Source organism: Kribbella sp. NPDC004138 (assembly GCF_053603655.1).
Genome location: NZ_JBSGFZ010000027.1, coordinates 44,617 through 70,159 on the forward strand (window position 1 = coordinate 44,617; position 25,543 = coordinate 70,159).

The 25,543-nt window shown below is 69.5% G+C and carries 28 protein-coding genes; 7 read left to right on the top strand and 21 right to left on the bottom strand.

Features of this window, described 5'->3' with window-relative positions:
* Positions 1-83: 83 nt before the first annotated feature.
* Both ACWEOO_RS32730 and ACWEOO_RS32735 read right to left on the bottom strand, forming a co-directional pair.
* Positions 84-539 (bottom strand): dihydrofolate reductase, encoded by a 456-nt coding sequence (locus ACWEOO_RS32730; protein WP_452146324.1) that lies wholly within the window; start codon positions 537-539, stop codon positions 84-86.
* Positions 536-1,327 carry a thymidylate synthase gene (locus tag ACWEOO_RS32735; RefSeq protein WP_452146325.1) on the bottom strand — a complete coding sequence of 264 codons (792 nt, stop codon included), beginning with the start codon at positions 1,325-1,327 and terminating at the stop codon, positions 536-538. Before ACWEOO_RS32735 ends, ACWEOO_RS32730 begins: the two co-directional genes overlap by 4 nt.
* 33 nt (positions 1,328-1,360) lie before the next feature.
* Between ACWEOO_RS32735 and ACWEOO_RS32740 the strand changes: the two genes are divergently transcribed.
* Positions 1,361-2,038: a peptidyl-tRNA hydrolase gene (locus ACWEOO_RS32740; protein ID WP_452146326.1), complete on the top strand. Its 678-nt coding sequence runs from the start codon at positions 1,361-1,363 to the stop codon at positions 2,036-2,038.
* Between the two features lie 5 nt (positions 2,039-2,043).
* On the opposite strand, the gene ACWEOO_RS32745 is transcribed toward ACWEOO_RS32740, so the two are convergent.
* The 4 genes from ACWEOO_RS32745 to ACWEOO_RS32760 are packed head-to-tail and all read right to left on the bottom strand — an operon-like array spanning position 2,044 to position 4,031.
* Positions 2,044-2,631 (bottom strand): dihydrofolate reductase family protein, encoded by a 588-nt coding sequence (locus ACWEOO_RS32745; RefSeq protein WP_452146327.1) that lies wholly within the window; start codon positions 2,629-2,631, stop codon positions 2,044-2,046.
* A complete protein-coding gene (locus ACWEOO_RS32750) occupies positions 2,631-3,230 on the bottom strand; it encodes a dihydrofolate reductase family protein (RefSeq protein ID WP_452146328.1) in 600 nt (199 codons plus the stop codon). The genes ACWEOO_RS32745 and ACWEOO_RS32750 overlap by 1 nt, the downstream gene beginning before the upstream one ends.
* 1 nt (position 3,231) lies before the next feature.
* Positions 3,232-3,702, bottom strand: coding sequence for an SRPBCC domain-containing protein (locus tag ACWEOO_RS32755; RefSeq protein ID WP_452146329.1), 471 nt, complete (start codon positions 3,700-3,702; stop codon positions 3,232-3,234).
* A gap of 2 nt (positions 3,703-3,704) precedes the next feature.
* Entirely contained in the window at positions 3,705-4,031 is a 327-nt protein-coding gene (locus ACWEOO_RS32760; RefSeq protein ID WP_452146330.1) for an ArsR/SmtB family transcription factor, read from the bottom strand.
* A gap of 124 nt (positions 4,032-4,155) precedes the next feature.
* Between ACWEOO_RS32760 and ACWEOO_RS32765 the strand changes: the two genes are divergently transcribed.
* Together ACWEOO_RS32765 and ACWEOO_RS32770 are read left to right on the top strand one after the other, a co-directional pair.
* Positions 4,156-4,380, top strand: coding sequence for a hypothetical protein (locus ACWEOO_RS32765; RefSeq protein ID WP_355699594.1), 225 nt, complete (start codon positions 4,156-4,158; stop codon positions 4,378-4,380).
* Positions 4,380-4,862 carry a Clp protease N-terminal domain-containing protein gene (locus ACWEOO_RS32770; protein ID WP_452146331.1) on the top strand — a complete coding sequence of 161 codons (483 nt, stop codon included), beginning with the start codon at positions 4,380-4,382 and terminating at the stop codon, positions 4,860-4,862. Before ACWEOO_RS32765 ends, ACWEOO_RS32770 begins: the two co-directional genes overlap by 1 nt.
* A gap of 10 nt (positions 4,863-4,872) precedes the next feature.
* Here the strand turns inward: ACWEOO_RS32770 and ACWEOO_RS32775 are convergent, their stop codons facing one another.
* The 6 genes from ACWEOO_RS32775 to ACWEOO_RS32800 all read right to left on the bottom strand — a co-directional run bounded on the left by ACWEOO_RS32775 (position 4,873) and on the right by ACWEOO_RS32800 (position 9,034).
* On the bottom strand, positions 4,873-6,378 hold the full coding sequence (locus ACWEOO_RS32775) for a multicopper oxidase family protein (RefSeq protein WP_452146332.1): 1,506 nt from the start codon (positions 6,376-6,378) through the stop codon (positions 4,873-4,875).
* Positions 6,375-6,809 carry a hypothetical protein gene (locus ACWEOO_RS32780; protein WP_452146333.1) on the bottom strand — a complete coding sequence of 145 codons (435 nt, stop codon included), beginning with the start codon at positions 6,807-6,809 and terminating at the stop codon, positions 6,375-6,377. Before ACWEOO_RS32780 ends, ACWEOO_RS32775 begins: the two co-directional genes overlap by 4 nt.
* Positions 6,806-7,171: a hypothetical protein gene (locus ACWEOO_RS32785; RefSeq protein WP_452146334.1), complete on the bottom strand. Its 366-nt coding sequence runs from the start codon at positions 7,169-7,171 to the stop codon at positions 6,806-6,808. Before ACWEOO_RS32785 ends, ACWEOO_RS32780 begins: the two co-directional genes overlap by 4 nt.
* A 58-nt stretch (positions 7,172-7,229) precedes the next feature.
* A complete protein-coding gene (locus ACWEOO_RS32790; RefSeq protein ID WP_355482883.1) occupies positions 7,230-7,574 on the bottom strand; it encodes a hypothetical protein in 345 nt (114 codons plus the stop codon).
* Between the two features lie 113 nt (positions 7,575-7,687).
* Positions 7,688-7,912 carry a hypothetical protein gene (locus ACWEOO_RS32795; RefSeq protein WP_363713357.1) on the bottom strand — a complete coding sequence of 75 codons (225 nt, stop codon included), beginning with the start codon at positions 7,910-7,912 and terminating at the stop codon, positions 7,688-7,690.
* 84 nt (positions 7,913-7,996) lie between these two features.
* Positions 7,997-9,034 (bottom strand): LacI family DNA-binding transcriptional regulator, encoded by a 1,038-nt coding sequence (locus ACWEOO_RS32800; protein ID WP_452146335.1) that lies wholly within the window; start codon positions 9,032-9,034, stop codon positions 7,997-7,999.
* A 100-nt stretch (positions 9,035-9,134) separates the two neighbouring features.
* Here ACWEOO_RS32800 and ACWEOO_RS32805 point away from each other — a divergent pair, with 100 nt between their 5' ends.
* Together ACWEOO_RS32805 and ACWEOO_RS32810 are read left to right on the top strand one after the other, a co-directional pair.
* Positions 9,135-9,839, top strand: coding sequence for a copper homeostasis protein CutC (locus ACWEOO_RS32805; protein ID WP_452146336.1), 705 nt, complete (start codon positions 9,135-9,137; stop codon positions 9,837-9,839).
* The gene (locus tag ACWEOO_RS32810; RefSeq protein WP_355699602.1) at positions 9,836-10,102 is read left to right on the top strand and encodes a DUF4031 domain-containing protein; all 267 of its coding nucleotides are present in this window, start codon (positions 9,836-9,838) and stop codon (positions 10,100-10,102) included. The genes ACWEOO_RS32805 and ACWEOO_RS32810 overlap by 4 nt, the downstream gene beginning before the upstream one ends.
* 15 nt (positions 10,103-10,117) lie before the next feature.
* Here ACWEOO_RS32810 and tuf read toward each other — a convergent pair whose 3' ends face one another.
* The 4 genes from tuf to ACWEOO_RS32830 all read right to left on the bottom strand — a co-directional run bounded on the left by tuf (position 10,118) and on the right by ACWEOO_RS32830 (position 16,805).
* Positions 10,118-11,305: an elongation factor Tu gene (gene tuf / locus ACWEOO_RS32815; RefSeq protein WP_363713362.1), complete on the bottom strand. Its 1,188-nt coding sequence runs from the start codon at positions 11,303-11,305 to the stop codon at positions 10,118-10,120.
* 284 nt (positions 11,306-11,589) lie between these two features.
* The gene (locus ACWEOO_RS32820) at positions 11,590-13,971 is read right to left on the bottom strand and encodes an outer membrane protein assembly factor BamB family protein (RefSeq protein WP_452146337.1); all 2,382 of its coding nucleotides are present in this window, start codon (positions 13,969-13,971) and stop codon (positions 11,590-11,592) included.
* Positions 13,972-14,176: 205 nt separating this feature from the next.
* Positions 14,177-16,426: an outer membrane protein assembly factor BamB family protein gene (locus tag ACWEOO_RS32825; protein WP_452146338.1), complete on the bottom strand. Its 2,250-nt coding sequence runs from the start codon at positions 16,424-16,426 to the stop codon at positions 14,177-14,179.
* 67 nt (positions 16,427-16,493) lie between these two features.
* Positions 16,494-16,805: an ArsR/SmtB family transcription factor gene (locus ACWEOO_RS32830; protein ID WP_355699606.1), complete on the bottom strand. Its 312-nt coding sequence runs from the start codon at positions 16,803-16,805 to the stop codon at positions 16,494-16,496.
* A gap of 90 nt (positions 16,806-16,895) precedes the next feature.
* Between ACWEOO_RS32830 and ACWEOO_RS32835 the strand changes: the two genes are divergently transcribed.
* On the top strand, positions 16,896-18,086 hold the full coding sequence (locus ACWEOO_RS32835) for an MFS transporter (RefSeq protein ID WP_452146339.1): 1,191 nt from the start codon (positions 16,896-16,898) through the stop codon (positions 18,084-18,086).
* Here the strand turns inward: ACWEOO_RS32835 and ACWEOO_RS32840 are convergent.
* From ACWEOO_RS32840 to ACWEOO_RS32860, 5 genes are all read right to left on the bottom strand, one after another.
* Positions 18,073-20,082, bottom strand: coding sequence for a HelD family protein (locus ACWEOO_RS32840; protein WP_452146340.1), 2,010 nt, complete (start codon positions 20,080-20,082; stop codon positions 18,073-18,075). The genes ACWEOO_RS32835 and ACWEOO_RS32840 overlap by 14 nt on opposite strands.
* Before the next feature lie 37 nt (positions 20,083-20,119).
* Positions 20,120-20,833 (bottom strand): phosphatase PAP2 family protein, encoded by a 714-nt coding sequence (locus tag ACWEOO_RS32845; RefSeq protein ID WP_359927416.1) that lies wholly within the window; start codon positions 20,831-20,833, stop codon positions 20,120-20,122.
* Positions 20,834-20,978: 145 nt separating this feature from the next.
* A complete protein-coding gene (locus ACWEOO_RS32850; protein WP_452146341.1) occupies positions 20,979-21,866 on the bottom strand; it encodes a carbohydrate ABC transporter permease in 888 nt (295 codons plus the stop codon).
* The gene (locus ACWEOO_RS32855; protein ID WP_359927412.1) at positions 21,863-22,807 is read right to left on the bottom strand and encodes an ABC transporter permease; all 945 of its coding nucleotides are present in this window, start codon (positions 22,805-22,807) and stop codon (positions 21,863-21,865) included. The genes ACWEOO_RS32850 and ACWEOO_RS32855 overlap by 4 nt, the downstream gene beginning before the upstream one ends.
* On the bottom strand, positions 22,807-24,429 hold the full coding sequence (locus ACWEOO_RS32860) for an extracellular solute-binding protein (RefSeq protein WP_452146342.1): 1,623 nt from the start codon (positions 24,427-24,429) through the stop codon (positions 22,807-22,809). The genes ACWEOO_RS32855 and ACWEOO_RS32860 overlap by 1 nt, the downstream gene beginning before the upstream one ends.
* Positions 24,430-24,476: 47 nt before the next feature.
* Here ACWEOO_RS32860 and ACWEOO_RS32865 point away from each other — a divergent pair, with 47 nt between their 5' ends.
* Positions 24,477-25,538 carry a sialidase family protein gene (locus ACWEOO_RS32865; protein ID WP_452146343.1) on the top strand — a complete coding sequence of 354 codons (1,062 nt, stop codon included), beginning with the start codon at positions 24,477-24,479 and terminating at the stop codon, positions 25,536-25,538.
* The last annotated feature ends 5 nt before the right edge of the window (positions 25,539-25,543 follow it).

Consider the following 25,543-nt stretch of genomic DNA (forward strand, 5'->3'; position numbering starts at 1 on the left):
TCGCCGCGCGCTTTCTCCTCCGTGACGCGCGCCCAATCTAGTCGGTTCCGGGTCCCCGCGGGCGGCCCGTTGCCTACTCGTTGTTAGCTGCGGCGGTAACCAACGAAGGAGAAGCCGTCGTGCGTCTCGCGGGCGGTCTCGGTCCAGTCGGCCTGAGCGATCTCCGGGAACGTGACGTCGCCGTCGGGTGACTGGTCGACCTCGGTGAGTTCCAGGGCGTCGGCGTGCGGGAGGGCCTGGCGGTAGATCTCGCCGCCGCCGGCGACGTACAGCGTGCCGTCGTACTTCAGGGCGTCGTCGAGGGAGTGGACGACGTCGACGCCGTCGGCGGACCAGTCGGGTTGCCGGGTGACGACGACGGTACGGCGGCCCGGGAGCGGGCGGCCGATCGAGTCGTAGGTCTTGCGGCCCATGACCAGGGTGTGACCGAGAGTGAGCTGCTTGAACCGCTGCAGGTCTTCGCGGATCCGCCAGGGCAGGTCGTTGTCCCGGCCGATCACACCGTTCCGTCCGACGGCCGCGATCAGGATGATCGTCATACGGCGATGGGGGCCTTGATCCCAGGATGCGGGTCGTAGCCGACCAGCTCGACGTCGGCGATCTCGTAGCCGTCGATCGAATCCCGCTTCGCCAGTTGGAGGGTCGGCAGCGGCCGCGGCTCACGGGTGAGCTGCAGGCGGGCCTGGTCGAGGTGGTTCAGGTACAGGTGGGCGTCGCCGAGCGTGTGCACGAAGTCGCCGGCCTCGAGACCGGTCTGCTGCGCGACCATGTGGGTCAGCAGCGCGTACGACGCGATGTTGAACGGCACGCCGAGGAAGATGTCGGCCGACCGCTGGTACAGCTGGCAGGACAGCCGGCCGTCCGCGACGTAGAACTGGAACATGGTGTGACACGGCGGCAACGCCATGTCGTCCACATCCGCGACGTTCCAGGCGCTGACGATGTGCCGGCGGGAGTCCGGGTTCTGCTTGATCGACTCGACCAGCTTGGTGATCTGGTCGACGTGCCGCCCGTCCGGCGTCGGCCAGGACCGCCACTGGTAGCCGTACACCGGACCGAGCTCACCGTTCTCGTCGGCCCACTCGTCCCAGATCGAGATGTTGTTCTCGTGCAGCCACTTGATGTTGGTCGAGCCGCTCAGGAACCAGATCAGCTCTCCGATAACGGACCGCAGATGCAGCTTCTTCGTCGTCACCGCGGGGAAGCCCTGGCGGAGGTCGTACCGCGACTGGTACCCGAACACACTCAACGTGCCCGTCCCGGTCCGGTCCCCCTTCTCGGTCCCGTTGTCCAGCACGTGCCTCAACAGATCCAGGTACTGCTGCATGGGGCCAACCTACAGCCCTGGCAGACTCGCGGCGTGGAACAGGTGCTGACGCTCGTGGTGCGCGTCGAGAAGAACGCCCGGCCGGCGCAGACTGATGCGCTGGAGACGGCGGCGCGGGCCGTGCTCGCGATGCTGGCCGACGAGCGGTCGTACGGCGAGGGGGAGTGGGCGGAGGCGATGGCCGCCTGGCAGGACAACCGCATCCGCAAGATCACCAAGCGAGCCCGCGGTATCGAGTGGCGTCGCGCCGAGGCCCTGCCGGGGATCACCGTCCATGGGTACGGCAGCGGCGCCGAGCCCGAGTCCGCGGCGGCCGAGGTTCGGGTGTTTCCGCCGACCGGGGTGGACGAGGTGCCGGTTGACCTGTTCAAGCTTCAGGTGAGTGGTACCGACTTCGAGGACTCCGGTGAGCTGCCGCCGGTCGCGGCCGGCGTGCCCGTGCTGTGGGTGAATCCGGCCCTGGAGATGTCGAGTGGGAAGGCGATGGCGCAGGTTGGTCATGCTGCTCAGCTCGCCTGGTGGGCGTTGCCGGCCGAGGCGCGGAAGGAGTGGGTGGCAGTCGACTTCGAGCTCGCTGTTCGGACGGCGACTCCGGAGCACTGGCGAACGCTGCTCACCAGCAACCTCCCGGTGGTGCAGGACGCCGGCTTCACCGAGATCGCACCCGGCTCCCGCACCGTCATCGCCGACCACCCTCAGCTCCGGCGGTAACCCTGCTACCGGACGACGCGGTAGTGCAGGTGGGTGACGCGGTCGCCTTGGACCACGCGAGGGTTGTCCAGCAGGACTTGCGGGCCCACGTAGTCGCCGAAGAACTTGATGCCAGTGCCGAAGACGACCGGGACGACGTTGTAGGCGATCTCGTCGACGAGGCCCGCGGCCAGCGCCTGGCCGGTGAGGTTTCCGCCGGTGACCGCTACGTCGTGGTCGCCGGCGTGTTCCTTGGCGCGGGTGATCGCCTCCTCGATGCCGTTGACGAACGTGAACGGGGCGTCGGGGAACGGCCATTCGGCCGGCGGCTGGTGGGTGACGACGAAGACGTGGTCACCCACCGAGGGCACGCCGTCCCAGCCGTTGGTGATGTCGAACAGCCGTCGCCCGATCACACAGGACCGGACGTTCGGCCAGGTGGAGTTGATGTAGTCCGCACTCGCCCGGCTGACGTGGAAGGGCCGTCCGGGGTCGGTGCCGTACACCTCGACCGGCCCGTTGTTGTACCAGTCGAACAGCGGCCCGACCGCGTCCTCGGTGTCCGCGACGAAGCCGTCCAGCGAGACGACCGCCGTAGCGATGACGCTGCCCATTACCTCACCACCCGGTACGTGAGGTGCTGCGCGGCCGGCGTCGACACGGCCTCGATCAGCTCCAGCGCGTACGCCGGTGCGCTCTCGGCCGGGAACAGCCGGGTCCCACCACCGAGCACGACGGGCGCCAAGTGCAACCGCAGTACGTCGGCCAGCCCTCCAGCGAGCACCTCGTGGCAGATCTGCCCGCCGCCCATCACGTACACGTCCTTGCCGCCGGCAACCTCCTTGCCCTGGGCGACCGCCGCGGCCGGACTGCCGACGAAACGGAACCGGTCGCCCAGCCGGGGACTGGCCGGCGGCGTGTGGGTGACGACGAAGACCGGCGGGTTGACCTCGCCGGTCGGCTTCGCGCCGTACCCCATCTCGTCGCTCCACCCGTCCGGGGCGTCGATGACGTCGAAGAGGTTCCGGCCCTGGACGACCGCTCCGCTCGCGTCGAAGGCGGCGTCGAGGACGGCGCGGTCCGCGTCGGTGCCGTGGAAGACCCAGTCGTGCAGGGCCTCGCCGCCGTCGCCGAGCCCGTTGCCGACGCCGGCGTTGGGCCCGGTGACGTAGCCGTCCAGCGACACCGAGATGTCGACGACGACCTGGCTCATGTCAGCCCTCCTTCGCGACCAGCTCGGCCAGGCGGTCCATCGAGTCCTCGATGCCGTTGGCCATGCCGTACTCGATCGACTGGTCGCGGGCCTCGACCGACGGGAACACCGACCGTTGGTGCAGCCGGACGCCCTTCTCGGTGGGCTCCAGGGTCATCTTCTCGATGCACACCTCGCCCGGCGCGCCCTCCCACTCGAACGTCTGGATGACCAGCTTGTCCGGCTCGACGGTGTGGAAGACGCCGCGGAACGCGTACTCACCGGACTCGTCCTTGTGGACGTAGCGGTACTTGCCGCCGGTGCGGACGTCGTACTCCTCGACGGTCGCGTCGAGGTTGCGCGGGCCGAGCCACTGGGCGACCAGGTCGCGGTCGGACATCACCCGGAACAGCTGCGCCGGCGTGGCGGCGAACTCGCGGGTGACCTCGACGAAGGGGGTGCCGGCCGGGGTGTTGATCGTGGTGCCGTTCATGGTTACTGCTCCTTGTCCAGTAGTGCTTCCATCCGGCGGAAGCGGCGTTCGGTTTCGAGCCGGTACTCGTCGATCCAGCCCGTCAGTGCTTCGAGGGCGGCCGGCACCAGGTGGCACGGGCGGCGCTGGCCGTCCCGGGTCCGGGTGATCAGCCCGGCGGCCTCGAGCACCTGGATGTGCCGCGACACCGCCTGCTTGGTGATCGGGAACGGGTCGGCCAGCTCGTTCACCGTGGCCGGTCCGCGCGACAGCCGCGCGATCATCGCCCGCCGGACCGGGTCGGCCAGTGCCGCGAACGCCCGGTCGAGCTGATCGTCGTCAACCGTCATCTTTATCAACCATTCCCTTGATCAACCGATGTGTTGAATATAGCCACGCGCCGCGGCGGTCGTCAACCCGTCGATCCGAGCAACTTTGGTTGACAACCTGGAGTTGTCAACTTAGGTTGCTTAGATGACCGAGTTGGTGGATCCCGAGGACCCCGCGGCCGGCCTGGCCGCGGTGGTGGCGCTGCGCCGGCTGGCCGACCGGCTGGAGGACAGCCAGGTGGAGCGCGCGATGCGGGCCGGCTGGAGTTGGTCCGACGTGGCCGAGGTGCTGGGGGTCACCCGGCAGGCCGTGCACAAGAAACACGCCCGGCGGCTGGTCGCCGCCGGTGTCGCCCTGAGGAGGCGCTGATGCCGTCCGACGTTCGTTCGATCCTGGTGCGGTCCGCGCGCGACGAGGCGCGCCGCGACGGCTCCCGCACCATCGAGGCCGAGCATGTGCTGCTCGCGCTCGCACGCCGCGACGAGACCGCGGCCGCGCGGTTGCTCGCCGAGGCCGGGCTGACCGAAGGCGCGATCCGCGACGCGCTGAACCGCGAGTGGGAGCAGAGCCTGGCGATCGCCGGGATCGCCGTCCGGATCGGTTTGTTGCCCGAGGCAACGCCGGACCCGGATCGGCACCCGCAGATCGGCGAGTCCACGAAGCTGTTGCTGAAGCGCGCGATGGACGCACCGCCCAAGATCGGTGGCGGCGGCCTGGGACCGATGCGGATGCTGGTCGGCATCCTCGACACCGAGCGCGGCCGCGTGGCGCGCGCCTTCACGGCGGCCGGCGTCGACCGCGCCGCCCTCCGTGCCCGAGCTGTCACGGCCTTGGCCGCCGGCACTCGCTGATCCGGCGTGCCTAGATCGTCTCGAAGGCCGCCATCATGGCCATGTCCTCATGTTCGAGGTTGTGGCAGTGGATCAGGTACTTGCCCTTGTGGGCCGTGAACCTGACGAGCACCTCGACGACCTCGGCCGGGCGGATGTCGACGGTGTCCTTCCAGCCGCGGTCGTACGCCGAGATCTTGCCGCCGCCGCGGCTGAGGACCTGGAACGGGGCGAGGTGGACGTGCACCGGATGATGGACATCGGTGACGAACGACCAGATCTCGTCCTGGTCCAGCTTCACCTGCGCCTGCATCACCGCCGGATCGAATCCCTTCCCGTTGATCGTCCAGCCGCGGTGATCACCCGCGCTTCCGCGCCGGAACCGCCACTCGCGCCGTACGACGCCCTTCGGCCGCGGGGCCGTGGCGTACGACGAGAGCGTCGCCGGGACCCTCGTGTCGTCCGGCGCCTTGCGCGCGATCTTGAAGCGCAGCACGTTCGCGTTGCCGTCGAGCTTGTTGACGACCGTGACCTCGTCGCCCGGCTGGTACTGCGAGAAGTCCACGATCACGTCGAACCGCTCGGCGGGCGCGATCACCAGCGTCTTGTGCTCGACCGGCCTGTCGAGCAGTCCGCCGTCGCTGCCGATCTGCATGAACGTCGCCGGGCCCTTGTCGAGAGCGAGCTCGTACCGGCGCGCGTTGCTCGCGTTCAGAATGCGGAAGCGGTACCGGACCGCGTCCACCTCGTGCACCGGCCACGGCGCGCCGTTCACCAGCGTGACGTCGGCGACGACACCCTCCATGTACGCCGACTCGACGCCGGGGCCGTCCTTCGCGGCCGGGTACAGGAACGACCCGTCCGCGTCGAACGCGCGGTCCGCGATCACCAGCGGGATCTCCCGATCGCCCTGCGGCAGTGGAAGATTCTCCTCCTCGTCGTCGCGGATGATGTGCAGGCCGAACAGGCCGCGGTACACCTGCGGTGCGGTGTAGTCCATCGTGTGGTCGTGGTACCAGAGCGTCGCGGCGCGCTGCGTGTTCGGGTACGTGTAGGTGCGCTTGCCCATCGCCATGTCGCCGCCGGACATGTGGTGTCCGCCGTGCTGACCGTTCGCGGGCATGATCAGGTCGAGCGGCCAGCCGTCGCTCGGCGCGGGTGTGTGGCCGCCGTGCAGATGTACCACGGTCGACACGTCCAGCTCGTTGACCTGCTCGACCACGGTGGTCCGCCCGCTCCGCACGTCGAAGGTGGGGCCGGGGAACAGGCCGTCGTACCCCATCACCTCGGTCTTGAGACCGGGCAGGATCTCCAGGCTCGCCTTGCGCTGGACGACCCGGTAGTAGTCGGCCTTCGCGTCCGACCGGGTCGGCTTCTTGACCGGTGGGACGGGCAGCGGTACCTGGAACGGAGCAGGGAGTTTCGCCTTGCTGCGCAGGAGTTCTCCGGCCTGCGCGGGCTTGGCCTCCTGGCCGCAGGCGGTGAGAACCACCGCGCCGCCCGTAGCGGCCAGAAGTCCTCGGCGGGAAAGCCTCATCGTTTCGCCTCCTGGCGGCTCAGACGTGCGGTGCGGCGGAACGACCAGACGGTCATCCAGCAGACGGTGCCGACGATCGCGGTGCCGAGCGGGACGTGGACGGCGAAGTTCTGCAGGTAGCCGAAGGTGAGCTGGACGATCTCGGCGACGACCAGGAGCACGGAGATCAGGGCCGGCCAGATCCGGCCGCGGCTGCCGATCGCGTAGCAGACGGCCGCGACCGTCTGGAGCAGCGCGATCATCCAGATGGTGCTGCCGATCACGCTGTGCACGTTCGTCATCGCATCGACGTTGCCGGCCAGGAAGTACCCGGCCGCGATCGGCTGCGCGATCACGAACGCGGTGTGCAGCAGCAGGCTGCCGCGCAGCACCTGCAGACTGACGCGCGGCCGTCGTACCTTGGCAGCCGGCTGGGGCTCGAGGGTGATCACGCGGCGACCGCCTGACGCCTGCCGACCCGGAGCGCGAAGGCGACCGAGACCACGACCAGCGCGATGCCCAGCGGGACGTGGATCGCCAGTTGGCGGCCGTACCCCATCGCGACCTGGACGACCTCGCCGGCCACGATCAGCAGACTCACCGCCGGCGCGATCCGGTCGCCGCCGGCCCGCCACCAGATCGTTGCCAGCAGCAACTGCGCGAGCCCGAGGAAGACCAGCGCCAGGCCGATCGGTTCGTGCAGGCGCAGGCCGGACGGTGAACCGTTCAGGTACACACCCGCGAACACCGGTTGCAGGCAGATCGCCAGCGCATGCACCGCGGCCGTTATGCGGAGCGCGTTCAACACCTTCATGTAGACAGACAATAGTAGTCTGGCTACATGTAGAGCAATCAGGTATTACCCCGAGGGGTCAGGTGAGGTGCCCCAGGGGTGCGACGGTGATGCCGGCCCGCTCGCAGACCCAGTGCGGGTCGGGGCCGAGCTCGGGCTCGATGCGGAGCTCGTGGTCATGCAGGTCGTCGCAGGCCGTGCAGCGCGGCCAGCGGACGCCGGAGTCGACCAGGCGGTCCTGGACGTCCTGCGCCACCAGACCCGCGATGTGCTCGGCGCCGTCGGGCCACTGGTCCAGCCACCACTGACGGCCGGCGACGGCGTCCTCGAGCAAGGACACCATCACCGCGTCGTCGAAGCCGCGCGCGGCGAGGTCGTGCAGCACCATCGCCCGCGCGGTCAGCAACACCCCTGGCTCGTTCATCGCCCTTCAGGGTGCCAGACACCTCCGACAAAACCACGCGCCCCGACGACCTCCTTGGGCCCGCCTCAACCAAATTTCCGCTGCGGAAGTGGTTGGGGCGGGCTCAAAGTTGGTCAGCGGGCGGGGGTGGGGCAGGTGGGGGCGGGGTCGATGCGGTTGGCGAGACGGAGCTCGCGTTCGGCGGCGGACCGCAGTACGGCGCTCAGGCGCGCGCGGACCGCGATGGTGCGGCGCGGCGTCGGCTCGTCGTGCGGCTGCTGGGGAGCGTTCGGGAGCGCGGACTGGGTGAGACTGCGCGCGTTCTCGACGGCGGTGTTGCCGGCAATGAAGTACGTCATGGTTCTGCTCCCTCCTGAGAGCGTGGTCGATCGACCCGGGAACCGGACGGTTCCTGGGGAGATGTGTGTGGTTGTCAGTGCTTGTCAGGGCTTGGGCGCGGGTCCGCTGCTGGAGCGGACGATCAGCTGCGTCGGCATCAGCAGCTGGCGCTCGGTCGAGGCCGGGTCGAGCAGGATGCGGCCGACCGCGCGCCCCTTGTCCTTGATCGGCTGGCGGACCGTCGTCAGCCCGGCGGCCGCGGCGGCCGGAATGTCGTCGAATCCCGCCAGGGTCAGATCGCGACCCGGGGTCAGGCCCCGGACCTTCATCGCTTCCAGTGCGCCGAGGGCCTGCACGTCACTCAGCCCGACGATCGCCGTCGGCCGGTCCTGCGAGTCGAGCACGAACTCCGCGCCCTTCAGCCCGGACGCGAACGCGTTGTGCCCACCGGAGACGATCCGCAGCCGGGCGTCCGGCATCGCCTTCTGCAGGCCCTGGATCCGCAGTTCGCAGTCGGTGTACCCGACCTCGTCGAGCGTCAGCTCCACCGGCCGGCCGCCGGCCGCCTGCGCGTTGTCGACCAGGACGACGACCTCGCGGTGACCGAGCCGGGCCAGGTGCTCGCCCAGCTGGGCGGCCGCCTCGACCTCGTCGATCGCGACCCAGGACAGGTCCGGGTGGTCGCCCCGGTCGGTCGACACCGCCGGGATCCCGCGGTTGGCGAGGATCTCGAGCGCCGGGTGCCCACTCGGCACGCAGAAGATCGCCGCCGCGTCGATGGCGGCCTGCTGGACGGCGTTGCTGCCGCCGGCGATGTCGGTCGAGCTGAGCGGCATCAGCAGCAGGCTGGTGGCGAACTCCTCGGCGACCTCCGCGAGCCCGGCCAGGAAGCCGACCGCGTACGGGTCCGAGAAGGCGTAGGCCAGCTTGTCCGTGAACAGCACCCCGACGGCGCCCGCCTTTCCGCTGCGCAGCGCGCGGGCCGACGCGTCCGGTCCGGCGTACCCGAGCTCCTGGGCGGCGGCCAGGATTCGCTCGCGCAGCGCCGTGGAGAGCTGGTCGGGCTTGTTGTAGGCGTTCGAGACGGTCGACGGCGAGACGCCCACGGCCTTCGCCACGGTCTTCAGCGTCACTCCCGCCACCTCGATCACCTCATCTGTATCGTTCTTCTAAATCGTTCTAGAAAAACGATACAGATGGTCGTGCGCGAGTGCAACCGCAATATGGGAGATGATGGCGCGCATGGGTTCGTTGCTGGAGATCATCGCGTTGCATCCGGCGGACGCGGAGGCGGCGCAGGAGGGCGGGGCGGACCGGCTGGAGCTGTGCGCCTCGATGGAGGCGGACGGGTTGTGCCCGTCGGTGTCGACGGTCAGTGCGATCCGCCGGGTCACCGACCTGCCGCTGCGGGTGATGCTGCGGCTGGAGAACTCGTTCACCGCCAACGGCGCCGACCTGAACCGGCTGACCGCGATGGCGCAGTCCTTCCTGGCCGCGGGCGCGGACGGCTTCGTGCTCGGGTTCCTGACCCCGGACAACCAAGTGGACGTCGAGTCGGTGTCCGCGCTGGTCAGCACGTTCGCCGGGACGCCGTGGACGTTCCACCGCGCGATCGACGCGGTCCTGGATCAGCAGCAGGCCTGGCGCGCACTGCGCACGCTGCCCGGTCTGGACTGCGTGCTGACGGCCGGCTCGTCGATCGGCGTCAGCCACGGTCTGGACGACCTGTGCAAGCTGGCGAAGGAGGACGCCGCGGTGGCGGGCGTGATGATGGCGGGCGGCGGCCTGCAGCCCGAACACGTGCCCTGGCTCTACCAGAGCGGCGTCCGCCGGTTCCACGTCGGTACGTCGGTCCGCCAGGACGGCTCGTGGACGAAGGCGTACGTGAACTCCCGGTTCGTGCGCTCGTGGCGCACCCTGCTCGACGCCCAGGACGCGCGCGAATGATCCTCATCGACCCGCCCGCCTGGCCGGCCTGGAACCGGATCTGGTCGCACCTGGTGAGCGACGAGTCCCACGAGGAACTGCACGCGTTCGCGAAGGCCAACGGCATCCCGGAACGCGGCTTCGACCGCGACCACTACGACGTACCCAGCGACCGGTACGACGATCTCGTTGCCGCCGGCGCGGTACCGGTGTCCAGCCGCGAGCTGGTCAGCCGGCTGATCGCGTCGGGGCTACGGCACAGAAAACGGCCCCCGACCGGGTAGGTCGGGGGCCGTCGTTCAGTCGAGCAGCTCGGTGACGGTGCCTGCGGCGACCGTGTGGCCGCCCTCGCGGACCGCGAAGCCGAGGCCGACGTTCATCGCGACCGGCTTCTCCAGTTCCACGCCGAGCTCGATCGTGTCGCCGGGCATCACCAGGGCGATCTCACCCAGGTCGATCCCGCCGGACACGTCCGTGGTCCGGAAGTAGAACTGCGGCCGGTAGTCCGCGGCGAACGGGGTGTGCCGGCCACCCTCGGCGGTGGACAGCGCGTGCAGGTTCGCCCGGAACCTGCGGTGCGGCCGGACACTGCCCGGCAGCGCCACCACCTGGCCGCGACGGACCTCGTCGCGCTTCACGCCGCGCAGCAGCACCGCCGCGTTGTCGCCGGCGTCCGCGGACTCCAGCGACTTGCCGAACGTCTCCATCCCGATCGCCGTGCTGGTGATCGTCGGACCGAGCCCGACCACCTCGACCGCGTCGCCGAGCTTCAGCGAACCGCGCTCGACGGCACCGGTGACCACGGTGCCGCGGCCGCTGATGGTGAGCACGTTCTCGATCGGCATCAGGAACGGCTCGCCGAGCTCACGGTCCGGGACCGGCACGTAGTTGTCGACCGCGTCCAGCAGCTCGCCGATCGCGGCGGTCCACTGCGGGTCGCCCTCCAGCGCCTTCAGTCCGGACACGCGAACGACCGGTACGTCGTCGCCGGGGAAGCCGTACTCCGAGAGGAGCTCACGGACCTCCAGCTCGACCAGGTCGAGCAGCTCCGGGTCGTCGACGGTGTCGGCCTTGTTCAGCGCGACCACCAGGTACGGTACGCCGACCCGGCGCGCGAGCAGCACGTGCTCCCGCGTCTGCGGCATGGCGCCGTCCTGCGCGGACACGACCAGGATCGCAGCGTCCACCTGGGCGGCGCCGGTGATCATGTTCTTGACGTAGTCGGCGTGCCCGGGCATGTCCACGTGCGCGTAGTGCCGGGTCGCGGTCTCGTACTCGACGTGCGAGATGTTGATCGTGATCCCGCGCTGCATCTCCTCCGGCGCACGGTCGATGCCGTCGAAGGCGACGAAGCGGTTGACACTCGGGTCGCGCTCCGCGAGCACCTTGGTGATCGCGGCGGTCAGCGTGGTCTTGCCGTGGTCGACGTGACCCATCGTCCCGATGTTGAGGTGCGGCTTGGTCCGCACGAACTGGCTCTTGGCCATCAGAAATCCTTTGTCTGTCAGAAGGTTCGGTGTGAGCCAGGACCCTCCGGCAAGCCCTCACAGCGCTGTCACCGCGTGGAGGGGGCCGGTTCGGGCCACCCTCCTCCGCGGGTCCTGCTGGGCAGGAGGAGGGTCAGCTTCGCGCGCCGGTGCAATCGACTGACAGAGCCCACGTGGGAGCGCCCGTCAGGCCGGTGCCTGACAGGTCGGACTCGAAAACCACGCGGAACATGCGGATCACGGTAGGTGTCAACAGTGCCGGGAGCAACAGAATTCCCGGGCGCTCAGTTGAGCGCGAACAGCCGGGTTCCGTCGGAGAAGATCGGGCGGGCGGCGGCCACTGTGACGGCCGGCCTGTTGCAGGTGACTTCCTCGGACTTGGCCACCGGCTGCGTGTTCGGGCTGGGCAGGATCGGTCGCGGCTGGACGCCGGTGGTGCCGATCATCACGGGGGAGCAGCTGCCGTTCGGCTGCGGCATCAGCGTCACCACGCGCCCGTCCGGCAGCAGTGCGAAACCGTTCCGCGGGTACTCCGGCTGCTGCAGCCGCGGCGGCACCTGCAGCAGGTGGTGCCACTGCGGTGTCCCGTCGGCAGGGCTCGACGACGACACGTCGTACGTCTGCGGTTGTCCGGGGTCGTTCCCGGTCCGGCAGGTGATCAGCACCAGTGCGGCGTGCGTCGCGGCCAGCTGCGCGTCGCAGGACGAGGAGCCGAGCCGCGGGCGCGGGGTGCCCGGCACAGGCGTGGTCCAGATCAGGTGGCCTTCGCTGATGTCGACCGACCACTGGTACAGGGTGCCGCCGGCGGCACCGGTCCAGATCAGGCCGGAGACCTCACGGGTGTCCGGTACGGCGACCAGGTCGCCGACCCACGTCGACGGGTCCAGCTCCGAGCTCAGGTCGATCCGTGCGCCCAGGTCGACCTCCCAGCGCTGTGCGCCGGTCTTGATGTCCAGGCCGCGGACGACGGCGCCGTTGCCCGCACATGCGTCGACGACGACTGCCTGGTCGCCGACCAGCGCGCCCTGGGTGACAGTGCAGCGCACTTGCGCCCGCCAGTGTGTCGGGCTGCTGACGCCGTGCACGACCACGTAGTTGTCTTCAGCCACGAGCAACTGGTCGGCGTCGACGGCCAGCGCGGTCCCGTCGGTGTCGACCTCGGTCAGTACCTGTCCGCTCACCGCGTTCAGCACGGCGTACGTCGGCAGCTTGATGCCCGCGGGTGCGCGGTTGTCCGAGCGCGGGAGGTGCGCCACGACAGTGCGTCCGTCGGCGGACACCACCAGGCCCTTGGCCCCACTGGACGCGGCGTCCTGGACGTCGGCCCGGGAGTACCGCCACCTGATCTGGCCGGTGGCCGCGTCGGACATGACCACGCCGTCCGGCCGCAGCTCCGCGACGCCGCCCGCCGTACCGGTGATGGCGCCGGTCGCTGGGACCTCACGGCTCCACGCCAGCGTCCCGTCGAGCTGGACCGGCAGCTGGGTCGGCTGCGCGGTCGTTGTCGTGCTGACCGTGTTGGCCGTCTCCAGCCGGGCCTGGACGAACGGTTCGCCCGCCGAGACGACGACCCACGCCAGCAGCGCGCCGCACACGACGGTCGCGCCGACGCCCAGCCAGCGCGGGGGAGCCTGCGCGTATGGCGGGGCGAGCCGCAGTCGTCGTGCCAGCGCCAGCAAGGCGCCGGCGAGCACCAGCGCGACCGAGGCGATCAGGAGGTACGGCCAGCGCTCGGACATGGCTGCACCGGGCTGGGCGACCGGCCAGCGCCACCAGCACACGCCGACGGCGATGAGCCCGACAGCCGCGAAGACGATCGCCGGAACGGTCACCAGCCGCTGCTGCGACCGCCGGAACCACGCACAGGCCAGCGCGGCCGCCACCGCCGTACCGGCGATCGGGGCCCACACCGGGAAGCCGCTGATATCGGCCGGGTCGGCCGGCCACTTGGCGGCCGCGCCGAGGCCGCGGCCCAGCAGGACCGAGGACGCGACGACCGCTCCGAGGGCCGCACCGAAGTAGACGACCGGGATCAGCCCGCCGATCGGTCGGGCCGCCCTAGGGCCCAGGGAGCCGACCTCCCGGGTCAGGTTCTCCCTGGCGGGCCGTTCCCACTCCTCATGGCCCTTGGCGGTCGCGTACAGCCGGGTCTCGCTCAGACTCTGCAGGAACGACATCCGGCCGCGGGCGAAGTCCCGGTCGGCGATGTGCCCGTACTCCTGCCGGATCCCGGCGGCGTACTCGTCGTACCGCGCGGCCGGCAGGCTCAGGACCCGCAGGTCGGCGTCGCAGAGCACGGCGCCGTTGCGGTCGTCCGCCGCGCAGTCGTGCTTCGCGGTCAGCCGGACCAGGCGGCCGATCTCCTCGACCTGCGCGGCCTCGACGCCGTACGCCGCCAGCTCGAGCTCGGCCAGCTGCGCCGAGACCTCTTCGTTCTCGCCGGGGTCGGCCTGCGGGTCGTAGATGGCGTCGTGGAACCAGGCCGCCAGCCGCACCGTGTCCGCGTCGTCGGCGTACTCGGCCAGCTCGTCGATGGTCTGGAGGACCTCGGCGAGGTGCTGCTGGTCGTGATAGTGGCGATGTTGCTCTGCGTAACGAGCCAGCAGGTCGTCGCCCAACGGCTGCGCGTGCGGCAGCAGGCGATTCCACTGGTCGCGCAGGTCCATGGCCAAGGAGTCTGGCACCGGTAGGGAGCCGTCGCCGACCGATCCGGCGTTCCCGGATCGGTCCGTGGCCAAAGCGATATCGGCTCGTCACCTGACCGCTCCGGCAACTGCGCTCCGCAACGAATTGCACCCGTGGAATTGCGGCGCAGATCACACTCCGGCGCGGCCTCCGGGACTCGCGGACGACCCTGGCTACGCGCAGTCACTAGCGGAGGGCGATGACGTTGCTCCGGCCGGAGGTGAGGACCAGGTTGCCGACGGCGCGGGGGTCGCGGCTGCAGATGATGCCGGTGGGGAGGCGGGCCTGGCGGAAACCGGCGCGGCTGATCACGTTGGCGACGCAGGCGGTGGTGCCGAGGGCCAGTGAGACGACGCGGCCGTCCGCGGTGACCGTGACCTTGTTGCGCGGGTTCACCGGTGCCAGGGTCTGCCAGGCGGTCAGGCCGGTGTTCGCGTCGATGGCGGTCACGATCGTCCGGCGGTTCACCATGGTGGTCGGGCCGGGGCAGTCGATCACGATCAGGTACTTCCCGGCCGCGTTGAGCAGCGTGCGGCAGGCCCAGGTCTTCGGCACCTCCCAGCGCCACCGGATGTCGCCGGTGCGTGGCTCGATCGCGGTCAGCGCTGCCGGTACGTCGGAGTCGCCGCCGGGCTCGGCCACGACGACGAGACCCGCGACCACGACCGGGCGGCGGTAGGTGTCGGCCGAGGTCTTGGTCCACAGCTTCTTGCCCGACTGGACGTCCAGGGCGGTCATCTCGTCCGGCCGGTCGTCGCAGGTGTGGCTGACGAAGGTGAGCACGGTCTCGGCCGTGGCGATGGCGCCCATGTCGGTGCAGTCGCCGGAGTCGTACGTCCAGCGCTCGTGACCGCTGGGGTCGACACCGTGCAGCTTGCCGGAGCGTTCGCCGACCAGGAGCGGTTGAGCCTGCAGCACGAAGCGGTCCCGGGTCCGGCCGGGCCACGCCGCCTTGCGGTGACCGGTGTTCGCGTCGAGCAGCAGGTAGCCGACGTCGGCGAACTGGGCGAGCACGTACTCGCCGTTGCCGGTGGCCGCGATCACGGGCTTCTCGTCGGAGTCGGAGCGGCTGTAGCGCCAGCGCAGCGCGCCGGTGGCCGCGTCGAGCATCTCGACCACGCCGTTCGGGCGCGGGATCGCGACGCCGTACCGGGTGCCGATCGCCTCCTCTGCTCCGGTGCCCGCGACGGAGTCGCTGACCCACGCGACCCCGCCGTCGAGCACCGACGGGCTGGCCTTACCGGCCTCACGTGCGGCTCCCTCGATCCGCTCGTTGGACCGGAGGACGTACCCGCGGGACAGCGGCTGGACGATCAGCAACAGGACGAGGGCGACTGTTGCGGGTACGACGAGCCAGGCGAGCTGCTGACCAAGGTTGCGGGCCGGCAGGAAGCGAGCGGTCCGCGTACGAAGCAGCGAGGCCACGAGGGCAGCCGCACCGGCGCCGAGCAGCAGGATGAGTGCGGAGATCAGCAACGGGACGCGCAGGCCCACGCCGACGGCTGGGTTGGTTCTGGGCGCTTGAGCCCAGGCGATGAGCAGTCCGGTGACAGCAACCGCCAGTACGGCGCCCGCGATGAGGCGGGCGCGCTGACTGGCACTGCGGGCGCAGCGGAAGAGGACTGGTGCGCTGAAGAACGAGAGGACGGCCAGGGCGACCGTGGGCCAGCCGGCCTCGTCTTGTGCGGCCGGGGTCTGCCAGGACGCGCCCGACGCGGCAATGGCGACAACCGCGGCCGCAATCGCGGTGAAGGTGGCGATCGCGGTCAGGGCCGCTTGTTGCCAGCCACGCCACGGGGCCGGGAGCTCGCTGTCCAGTTCGGCGAGCTCTGCCTCGAGGTTGACCCGGGCGACCGGACTGAGGCGTTGGCGCGCCAGCTGGGTCCGGTACAGGTGGCCGCCGAGCAGTTCGCGGACCTCGTCGTACCTGTGCTCCAGTGCGGCCTTCCGGTCGCCGGCGTCGCGTCGTACCTCGGCTGTGTGGACGGCGTACCGGCTGGGGTCGGAGGCGAGGACGGCGTTGACGGCATCCAGCAGTACGTCGCCGTTCGCGTCCCGGCGCGGCGGCGCGTAGGAGTCCGGCGGCGGTGCGGCGAGGTCGCCGGTCAGCCGGATCAGCCGGGCGACCTCGGCGATCCGAACAGGAGGTACGCCGTACTGCGGCAGCAGCTGCTCGGCGAGCCGGGCCGATGCTTCGGCGTCCTCGTCCGGGGTGCCGCCCGGCTCATGGACCGCTCGATGGAACCAGGCCGCGAGGCGGACGCTGGTGGGGTCCGTGGACAGCTGGATCAGCGAGTCCAGCGCGGTGAGGACGATGCCGAGGTAGTGGTCGCGGTAGGCGCGACGGGTGCGCCCGACGTACCGCGCGACCAGGTCGTCGGCCAACGAGGCAGACCCGGGCACCAAGTCGTCCCACCGCGCCCGGAGCTCCACCACTGCTTCAGTCTGCCAGCCGCACTTCTACAACCGTCCCACGATCACCCCACCGCGAGCTTGCGGTTGCCTACTGCTTCGCCGACAGGATGCCCGTGAGCAGGCCGGGGTAGAGGGCCTCGAGGTCTTCGCGGCGCAGGATGCTGATCCGCCGGGTGCCGTCGGTGTGGGTGGACAGGACGCCTGCCTCGCGCAGGATCTTGAGGTGGTGGGCCCGCGTGGACGCGGTCACCGGCAGCTCGATCTCGCCGCAGCAGACGCCGGCCGGGTTGTCGGCGAGCGCGCGGACGATGGTCAGCCGGACCGGCTCGCCCAACGCCTGGAGAACCGCCTCGACGCGGATCTCGTCCCGCCCCGGCTGCGGGAGAACTTTCGTGGCCATGGCTCCATAGTACGACGCCCGTCGAAGTTCGATGAACTTCGTAGTACGATGATCGTCGAACTAGTGAACCTCGTCTCCGGAAGGTCTTCGATGTCCGCACGGATCTATCTGCTCGGCGCCGGTGCGTTCGCGGTCGGCACCAGCGCGTACGTCGTCTCCGGTGTCCTGCCCGACGTCAGCTCGGAGCTGCACGTCTCGCTCACCGCCGCGGGTCAGCTCGCCACCGCGTTCTCGCTCTCGTACGCGATCGGCGCCCCGATCCTGTCCACACTGACCGGCCGGTGGGAGCGTCGTACCCTCCTGATCGCCGCACTGGTCCTGGCCGCGCTCGGCAACCTGATCGCCGCGGTGGCCGCCGACTACCCGGTCCTGATCGCCGGCCGGGTCGTGGCCGCGCTCGGCGCCGCCCTGTACACACCGGCGGCCACACTGTTCGCCACCAGCCTGATGCCACCTGAGGAACGCGGCAGGGCAGTGGCCATCGTCTTCGGCGGTCTCACCTTCGCGCTGGTCCTCGGCGTACCCGCCGGGACACTGCTGGGTCCGACGCTCGGTTACAAGGGCGTCTTCGCACTCATCACCGCGGTCGCCGTACTGGTCGCCATCGCCGAGCGTGGCGTGCTCCCGAAGGTCGACGCTCCGCCCGTGGTCAGCCTGCGCGAGCGCTTCGCGGGCGTGACCGACCGTCGTGTGCAGGTCGTCCTGGCCATCACGGTGCTCGCCGTCCTCGCAGCGTTCAGCGTGTACATCTACATCGTGCCGCTGCTCAAGCACACCGCCGGACTGACCGGCAACGTCACCGGCCTGCTCCTGCTGCTGTACGGCGTGGGCGCGGTGATCGGGAACTTCCTCGGCGGACGGATCACGGACCGGTTCGGCAGCCTCCGCACGCTGGTCGTCCTGATGGCCGGCATCACGGCCGTCCTCGCCACGCTGGACCTGACGCTCACGACCGAGGCCGGCGCTGGGGTGGCCCTCGTGGTGTGGGGCATGCTGACCTGGGCGTTCAACCCGCCGATCCAGAACCTGCTGATGGAGCTCGGCGGTGGACTCCTGATCTCCCTCAACGCCTCCGCGATCTACCTGGGCGCCGGACTGTCGGCCGTGGTCGGCGGACTGGTGATCCAGACCGTCGGAGTCGGCTATCTCCCCGTGCTGGCCGCCGCGCTGTCGCTCGTGGTGCTCGGCCTGGTCTACGTGCTGTGGCGTGACCCGTCTCTGCAGCGCGTCGAGGAGCTCGAGCGTGACGAGGACATCTACGTCACGGCTACGGCTGACTGAGAACTGCGGGCAGGTCCTCGCTGTGCAGGACGACCAGTGAAGTGACCGCACGAGTCAGACAGACGTAGAGGCGGCGGAGCCCGGTCCGCTCGTCGGCTTCACCAGCCACGATGCCGGCCGGCTCCACCAGCACTACGTGGTCGAACTCGAGACCCTTGGCGAGTGAGGCCGGTACGACGTCCAGGTGGGCCTCTACGTCGTCCTCGTCGCCCAGCACCGAGAACGGGATGCCCTGCAGAGCCTTGCGGGCCGCGGGGACCAGCGCGTCCGGGACGATCAGCCCGATCGAGCCGAGACGCTCCGACACCTCGCGGACGGTGGTGACCGCGGCGGCCAGGCTGTCGGGCACGCGAGTGATGGTCAGCTCACCGCGTGCCCGTCGTACGGCCGTCGGCGGTTTCAGGTGCGGGGCGATCGACGGGAGCAGGCGGGCGGCGTACTCGATCACCTGACCGGGGACGCGGAAGCCGGCGGTCAGCTCCTCGGTGTGGGCGCTGGTCTTGCCCAGGTGCTTCAGCGCCTCGTCCCACGACGGCGTGGCCCACGGCGTGGTGCCCTGTGCGATGTCGCCGAGCACCGTCATCGAGCCGGTCGAGCAACGCCGCCCGACGGCCCGCAGCTGCATCGCGGACAGGTCCTGCGCCTCGTCCAGCACCACGTGCCCGAGGGACGGCGTACGGTCGACCAGGTCTGCGATCTCGTCGATCAGCGTGGCATCCGCGACGGACCACTTGGCCGCGCCCGCGGACCGCGGCACCTTGTCCCAGATCAGCACCGCCTGCTCTTCCGCGGTGAGGATGCCGTCGGCGTGCCGGGCCAGGAGCTCAGGGTCGGTGAACAGGCGGAAGAGCAGCTTCGCCGGGTCCACAGCCGGCCAGAGCGCGTCGGCGTACTGCTTGACCGGGCGGCTGCGGGCCACCGAGTCCTGCACGCGGTCGTCGGGGGAGTCGCCGGCCGCCTCCATCCGCAGCAGGACAGCGTGCGCCAGGCGCTGCGGCAGCATCGCGCGGCCGGCGCCGTACCGGATGCCGCGGCTGCGCAGCTCGGTGACGAGCTCCTCGGCCTGGTACGCCGCCACTCGCCAGCGGTGCGCCCCGCGGGGCACCACGAGCGACTCCTCGGGCAGCTTGACGTGGGACCAGACGGCCCGGTGCAGCACCTCGGCCATCCGCGCATCGCCCTTGAGTACGTCGACCAACGCCGGCCCGGGCCCCGCCACCTTCACGCGGGCGACCATCTCCTCGACGGTTGTCTGCTTCGCCTCGATCTCACCCAGCGCGGGGAGGACGTCGCCGATGTACCGCAGGAAGCTCGCGTTCGGACCCACGACGAGGACACCGGCCCGGCTGAGCTGGTCCCGGTACGCATAGAGCAGGTACGCCGCCCTGTGCAGCCCGACCGCGGTCTTACCGGTACCGGGGGCGCCCTGGACGCAGATGGTGTCGTCGACGCCGGCCCGGACGATCACGTCCTGCTCGGGCTGGATGGTGGCCACGATGTCGCGCATCGGGCCGGACCGTGGGCGCTCGATTTCCGCGTCGAGGATGTCGCTGTGCTGGTCGTCCTGACCACTCGCGGTGAGGTCCTCGTCCTCGAAGGCGGTCATCTCGCCGTGCGTGAAGCCGAACCGGCGACGGACCCCCACGCCCATCGGCTCGGTCTTGCTGGCCCGGTAGAACGGCACCGAGATGTCGGCCCGCCAGTCCACCACCAGCGGCTCGCCCAGCGCGTCGTTCACGTGCCGGCGGCCGATGTGGAACGTCTCGTCGGTCGGCTCGAGGTAGTCCAGCCGGCCGAAGAACAGGGGTACGTCGGGGTCGTCCTCCAGCTCCTTCATCCGCTGGAAGATGGCGGCCTGCAGGAACTCCTGGTTCACCCGGTCCGCGCTGTGGATCTCCAGTGCGCCGGTCTTCTCCCGCATCTGCGCCAGGGCCGCCCGGGAGGTCTTCAGGTAGTCCTTCTCGGCCTGGAGAGTGTCGGACGTGTCTGAGGGCATGCTGAAACCTCCGGCGAGTGTGGGGAGCCCAGCTACGTTACTTGAGCACTCTGCGCGGCGGAACTGAATTACGGGTCCATGGCCTGTCTGCGTGTAGGCCGCGCCGCAAGAGCAACGGCAGGCTGGCCGCCAGCAGGACCAGCGCGACCAGGCCGTCCAGCCAGTAGTGATTGGCGGTCACGACGACGACGCCGAACGTGATGATCGGGTGCAGCAGCCAGAGCCAGCGCCAGCGCGACCGGGTGATCAGGATCATCGACAGCGCGATCAGGGCGGCCCAGCCGACGTGCAGACTCGGCATGGCGGCGAACTGGTTCACCGCTCCGCCGGTGTGGTCCGGTCCGTAGACGGACTGACCGAACCGCAGCCCGGTGTCGACGAAGCCCGGCATCATCCGCGGCGGCGCCAGCGGGAACGCGATGTGACCGATCAGTGCCAGTCCGGTCAACGACACCATCGTCCAGCGGACATGCGAGTACGCCTGCGGCCGCCAGATGCTCAGCCAGAGCAGTACGGCGGCCGTCAGCGGGGCGTGCACGCTGGCGTAGTACAGGTTGGCGCCCTGGATCAGGTGGGGGAACTGGAAGGCCCAGTGCTGGACCGCGGCCTCGTTCGGCAGATGCAGCCAGTTCTGGAACGACAACACTTCGTGGGCGTGGTCGAAGGCCGACCCGGAGTGCCGGGCAGCGAGCTGCCGGCCGGCGCTGTAGACGAGAAAGAGGGTGGCCAGCAGGACTGCTTCCCGGGCCACTCTCCAAAAGACCTTCTGCTGTTGTTCCCTGCCCTGCCCCACCCGCTCCAGTGCCTGTATCCCCATACCGTTCGACGGTACTCGCCGGACCCTCAGGATGGGCCCAGGCCGGTCCCTGACGTTGCCCTGGGCAACCCCTGAGCGGTCAGCCCTTCACGGCGCCGGTCAGCACCCCCTTCGCGAAGTGCCGCTGCAGGAACGGGTAGATCACCAGGATCGGCACGATCGAGACGACCAGGATCGCCATCTGGATCGAGGCCTGCGGCGGCAGCAGTTCGGTGCCGAGCTCGGCGCTGCCGAGTTGCGTGTCGTTGATGACGTACGTCCGCAGGACCAGCTGCAACGGCCACAGCCTGGAGTCGTTCAGGTACAGCAGCGCGGAGAAGAACGCGTTCCAGTACGCCACCGCGTAGAACAGGCCGATCACCGACAGCACGGCCTTGGACAGCGGCAGCACGATGTACGAGAACGTCTTCAGCTCACCCGCGCCGTCGATCCGTGCGCTCTCGGTGATCTCGTTCGGCAGGTTCATGAAGAACGCCCGCAGGACGACCACGTTGAACGCGCTGATCATCGTCGGCACGATCAGCGCCCAGATGCTGTCCAGCAGCCCGACGCCCTTCACCGTGAGGTACAGCGGGATGATGCCGGGGGAGAACAGCATGCTGAACAGCACGACCAGCAGGATCGGCCGGCCCGCCACGAAGCCGGGGCGGGCCAGCGCGTAGGCCAGCAGGCACGACACGGTCAGGCTCAGCAGTGTGCCGACGATCGTGACGAAGATGCTGACGAACAGTGCCCGCGTCACCACACCGCCGGCGAACAACGACTCGTACGCCGCGAAGTTGATCGACTTCGGCAGCAGCACCAGACCGCCGGACTCGTTGATCTGCTTGTTCGGCGCCACGCTGGTCGAGATCACGCCCACGAACGGAATGATCACGACCGCGCAGAAGACCAGCAGCACCAGGCCCTTGAAGGCCCGCATCGGCCAGCCCGGCATCGGGACGCCCTGGACGATCTTCCGGCTCATTTCTGATACACCCCTTGCTCGCCGAAGATGTGGGCGACCTTGTTCGCGGTCAGCACGAGCACTACGCCGACGATGCCCTTCACGAGCCCGACCGCCGCGGCCACGCCCCAGGCGCCGCCCAGCACGCCGTTGTTGTAGACGTAGGTGTCCAGCACTTCGCTGACATCACGTCCGACCGCCTGCTGCTGGAGGATGATCTGCTCGAAACCGACGGTCAGCGAGTCACCAAGCCGCAGGATGAACAGCAGGATGATGATCCCGCGCAGGCCCGGCAGCGTGACGTGCCAGAGCTGTTTCATCCGGCTCGCGCCGTCCACGCTGGCCGCCTCGTACAGCTGCGAGTCGATCTGGGACAGCGCGGCCAGGAAAAGGATGGTCGCCCATCCGGTGTCCTTCCAGATGATCTGCGACGTCAGCAGCACGTGGAACAACTCGGAGTTCCCGATGATGTCGATCGTCGACAGGTCGTGGGACCGCAGGTAGTTGTTCAGCAGCCCGCTGCCGCCGAGCATCTGCTGGAACAGCGCGACCACGATCACCCAGGACATGAAGTGCGGCAGGTACAGGATGCTCTGTGCGATCCGCTTGATCCGCTCCGAGAACAGCGAGTTCAGCAGCAGGGCGAGCAGGATCGGCGCCGGGAACACGAAGATCGACTGCAGGCTGGTGAGGATCAGCGTGTTCTTCAGCGCCCGCAGGAACGCCGGGTCGCCGTTGAAGATCACACTGAAGTTCGCCCAGCCCGACCAGTCGCTGCCGCCGATCCCGAGGAACGGCTGATAGTCCTTGAACGCGATCACGTTGCCCAGCAGCGGCACGTAGTGGAACGCGACGATCAGCGCGACCCCGGGCAGCGCGAACAGCAGCAGCACGCGGTCCCGCAGCAGCCGCCGGCCGAGGCTCAGGCGCTGCTGCGGGTGCTTGGCGGATCTCTGCAGCATTACTTCCCTGCCGTGTCGGAGTGCGCCTGCTCGAGCTCGGTGCGGATCTTGTCGCCGCCCGAGGACTTCCAGGTCTGCACCGCGGCGGTCCAGTCCGACACCGGCTTCTTGCCCTGCACGATCTGGCCCTCCAGGTCGGTCATCGTCTTGGACAGCTGCGTCTGCTTCTTCGACTGGGTGTCGGAGTACAGCCCGTACGACGCGTCGTACACGAGCCGCTTCGCGACCTTCTCCTGGATCGCGTGCTGCTTGCGCGGAACGTCGGGCTTGCCGGCCCAGTACAGCGCGAGCGTCGAGTCGCTGATGTACTGCAGACCGATGCCCGTCTCCACCACGCCGACCTTCGTCGGGACCGGGTCGGTGCCCTGCAGCGTGTAGTGCCGGCCCGCGACGCCGTACTTGCGGAACATGTACTCCTCGGTGCCGAACGGGGCCGCCATCCAGTTGGCCACCTTCAGCAGCGTCTCGGCCGAGTGCTTGCTGGCCTTGCTGAACGACGTCACGTTGTTCAGCGCCGAGCCCATCCACGGCTTGCCCTCGCCGCCGTCGAAGCCCGGGACGTCGAGCATGTTCACCGCGAACGCGTCGCCGGCGGTGTTGTCGTTGTAGTACTGGTTCCAGGCGACGAAGCTGTCGTAGTCGAACGCGGCGATGCCGCCGTTGAACCACTGCTTGCGGGCGCTGGCCTTGTCGTTGAAGGCGTCGGGGTTGATCACCCCGGCGGCGACCATCTTGCGGCCGGCCTCGAGCGCCTCGAGCTGCGCCTCGTCCTCGAACGTCGAGGTGAATTTGCCGCCCTCCTCCTTCCAGACGTTGGCGATCCCCAGCATCTGCCGGATGGTCGACAGCGGCACCCGGGTCCAGGCCCACTTGTTCTGCTTGGCCGCGGTCAGCTCCTTGGCCAGGTCGAAGAACTCCTGGAAGTTCTTCGGCGCCGGGTCCTTGATGCCCTTGGCGGCGAGCAGGTCCTCGCGGTACAGCGCGAGCGACGTCCGGGACATGCCGCGCGGCACCGGTACGCCGTAGATGGCGCCGTTGAACACGCAGCCCTTCCAGTACTCGGCCGGGATGTTCGCCAGGAACGGGTACTTCTTGATCGCATCACCCGACAGGTGCTCGGTCAGGTCCATGCACTTGGACTTCACCAGGCCGGGGATCTGCGGCGTGTCGGTCGGGATGTTCAGGATGTCCGGCAGGTCGCCGCCGGCGATCCGGGTCGCGAACTTGTCCTTGTACTCGTCGTTGGACGCCATGCTGATCTGCAGCTCGGAGCCGAGCCGCTTGTTCAGCTCCTGCCAGAACTGGTTCTTGTCGGCGGCCGGCGGGATCGCGCCGGGGATGTTCGTCATGAACGTGATCGGCGAGCCGTCGCCAGGAGCCTCGGCGATCGCCTTGACCGGGTTCGCCGGGTACTTCAGGAAACCGTCCAGCACCACGTCGGTGCCGGGCAGGTCCGGCGTGATCTCGCCGTACTTCGTGTACGTCGGCAGCTTCACGGCCGCGTTCGCCGCGGCGGTGTTCTTCTTGTCGGACGCGCACCCCGCCAGCAGCGGCGTACCCGTGACCGCGACAGCGGCGGCGGCCAGACCGCCGCCGAGGAATGTTCTTCTGCTGACCGGCATGAGGCCTCACTTCCATCGGAGGCCCACACCATGACATAGTACGTCCTATGTCATCAAGAGTCGGCGCTTCGGAAATCTTCGATCCGGCGGGCAGCGGGTATCACACGTTCCGCATCCCGGCGGTGCTCGCGCACGGCTCGGTGCTGCTCGCGTTCTGCGAGGGCCGCCTGCACGGCTCGGGTGACGCCGGCGAGATCGAGGTCGTGCTGCGCCGGTCGCTCGACGGCGGGCTCTCGTGGTTGCCGTTGCAGGTGGTTTCGGCGGAGCCCGGCAAGACGTGTGGCAACCCAGTGCCGCTGGTCGATCCCGCGTCGGGCGACATCGTGCTGGTCACCGTGCAGAACGGCGCCGACGCGGTCGAGATGTCGCTTGCCCGGGGCACCGATCCGGTCGACGGCCGGCGGGTCTTCGTGCAGCGGTCCGCGGACGACGGCGCGACCTGGAGCCCGGCCGTGGAGATCACGTCCCAGGTGAAGCCGGCCGACTGGGGCTGGTACGCGACCGGTCCGTGTCACGGCATCACGCTGCGCTCCGGACGTCTCGTCGTACCGGCGAACCACTCGTTCGTCCCGGACCGGCCGGTGGACGACCTGATCCGGCTGAACGGCGGGCACTGCATCTACAGCGACGACGGCGGCGTCACGTGGTCGGTCGGATTCGTCGACCGCAACGACGGCGCCGAGATCAACGCCAACGAGACCACCGTCGCCGAGTTGCCGGACGGCCGGTTGTACTTCAACGCCCGCAATCACCAGGGCACCGGACCGGCCCGGGTGCACGCGTGGTCGTCGGACGGCGGTCAGACGCTCGATGCGCCGTACGCCGGGATTCCCGAGATCACCGCACCCGGGATCCAGGGCAGCGTGCTGTGCCTGCCCGACGGGCGGTTGCTGCTGTCCACGCCGGTGAACCCGGACAGCCGTCGCGAGTTGACCGTCTTCGTGAGCTCGGACGACGGCGCGTCCTGGAAGCCGGCGCTGGTCGTGCACGAAGGCATGGCCGGCTATTCCGACCTGGTGCTGCTCCCCGACGGTTCGGCCGGAATCTTCTACGAGGCCGGTGAGACCTCGTCGTTCGCGACCTTGCGCTTCACACCATTCGCCCTTTGAGGTTG

Coding starts and splice junctions, on each gene's coding strand:
- ACWEOO_RS32860 (WP_452146342.1), bottom strand. CDS start 24,429: ATGCCGGTCAGCAGAAGAACATTCCTCGGCGGCGGTCTGGCCGCCGCC.
- ACWEOO_RS32790 (WP_355482883.1), bottom strand. CDS start 7,574: ATGAACGAGCCAGGGGTGTTGCTGACCGCGCGGGCGATGGTGCTGCAC.
- tuf (WP_363713362.1), bottom strand. CDS start 11,305: ATGGCCAAGAGCCAGTTCGTGCGGACCAAGCCGCACCTCAACATCGGG.
- ACWEOO_RS32750 (WP_452146328.1), bottom strand. CDS start 3,230: ATGAGCCAGGTCGTCGTCGACATCTCGGTGTCGCTGGACGGCTACGTC.
- ACWEOO_RS32745 (WP_452146327.1), bottom strand. CDS start 2,631: ATGGGCAGCGTCATCGCTACGGCGGTCGTCTCGCTGGACGGCTTCGTC.
- ACWEOO_RS32755 (WP_452146329.1), bottom strand. CDS start 3,702: ATGAACGGCACCACGATCAACACCCCGGCCGGCACCCCCTTCGTCGAG.
- ACWEOO_RS32850 (WP_452146341.1), bottom strand. CDS start 21,866: ATGAGCCGGAAGATCGTCCAGGGCGTCCCGATGCCGGGCTGGCCGATG.
- ACWEOO_RS32835 (WP_452146339.1), top strand. CDS start 16,896: ATGTCCGCACGGATCTATCTGCTCGGCGCCGGTGCGTTCGCGGTCGGC.
- ACWEOO_RS32810 (WP_355699602.1), top strand. CDS start 9,836: ATGATCCTCATCGACCCGCCCGCCTGGCCGGCCTGGAACCGGATCTGG.
- ACWEOO_RS32805 (WP_452146336.1), top strand. CDS start 9,135: ATGGGTTCGTTGCTGGAGATCATCGCGTTGCATCCGGCGGACGCGGAG.
- ACWEOO_RS32795 (WP_363713357.1), bottom strand. CDS start 7,912: ATGACGTACTTCATTGCCGGCAACACCGCCGTCGAGAACGCGCGCAGT.
- ACWEOO_RS32760 (WP_452146330.1), bottom strand. CDS start 4,031: ATGACGGTTGACGACGATCAGCTCGACCGGGCGTTCGCGGCACTGGCC.
- ACWEOO_RS32785 (WP_452146334.1), bottom strand. CDS start 7,171: ATGAAGGTGTTGAACGCGCTCCGCATAACGGCCGCGGTGCATGCGCTG.
- ACWEOO_RS32865 (WP_452146343.1), top strand. CDS start 24,477: ATGTCATCAAGAGTCGGCGCTTCGGAAATCTTCGATCCGGCGGGCAGC.
- ACWEOO_RS32770 (WP_452146331.1), top strand. CDS start 4,380: ATGCCGTCCGACGTTCGTTCGATCCTGGTGCGGTCCGCGCGCGACGAG.
- ACWEOO_RS32840 (WP_452146340.1), bottom strand. CDS start 20,082: ATGCCCTCAGACACGTCCGACACTCTCCAGGCCGAGAAGGACTACCTG.
- ACWEOO_RS32730 (WP_452146324.1), bottom strand. CDS start 539: ATGACGATCATCCTGATCGCGGCCGTCGGACGGAACGGTGTGATCGGC.
- ACWEOO_RS32820 (WP_452146337.1), bottom strand. CDS start 13,971: ATGGACCTGCGCGACCAGTGGAATCGCCTGCTGCCGCACGCGCAGCCG.
- ACWEOO_RS32855 (WP_359927412.1), bottom strand. CDS start 22,807: ATGCTGCAGAGATCCGCCAAGCACCCGCAGCAGCGCCTGAGCCTCGGC.
- ACWEOO_RS32765 (WP_355699594.1), top strand. CDS start 4,156: ATGACCGAGTTGGTGGATCCCGAGGACCCCGCGGCCGGCCTGGCCGCG.
- ACWEOO_RS32775 (WP_452146332.1), bottom strand. CDS start 6,378: ATGAGGCTTTCCCGCCGAGGACTTCTGGCCGCTACGGGCGGCGCGGTG.
- ACWEOO_RS32735 (WP_452146325.1), bottom strand. CDS start 1,327: ATGCAGCAGTACCTGGATCTGTTGAGGCACGTGCTGGACAACGGGACC.
- ACWEOO_RS32830 (WP_355699606.1), bottom strand. CDS start 16,805: ATGGCCACGAAAGTTCTCCCGCAGCCGGGGCGGGACGAGATCCGCGTC.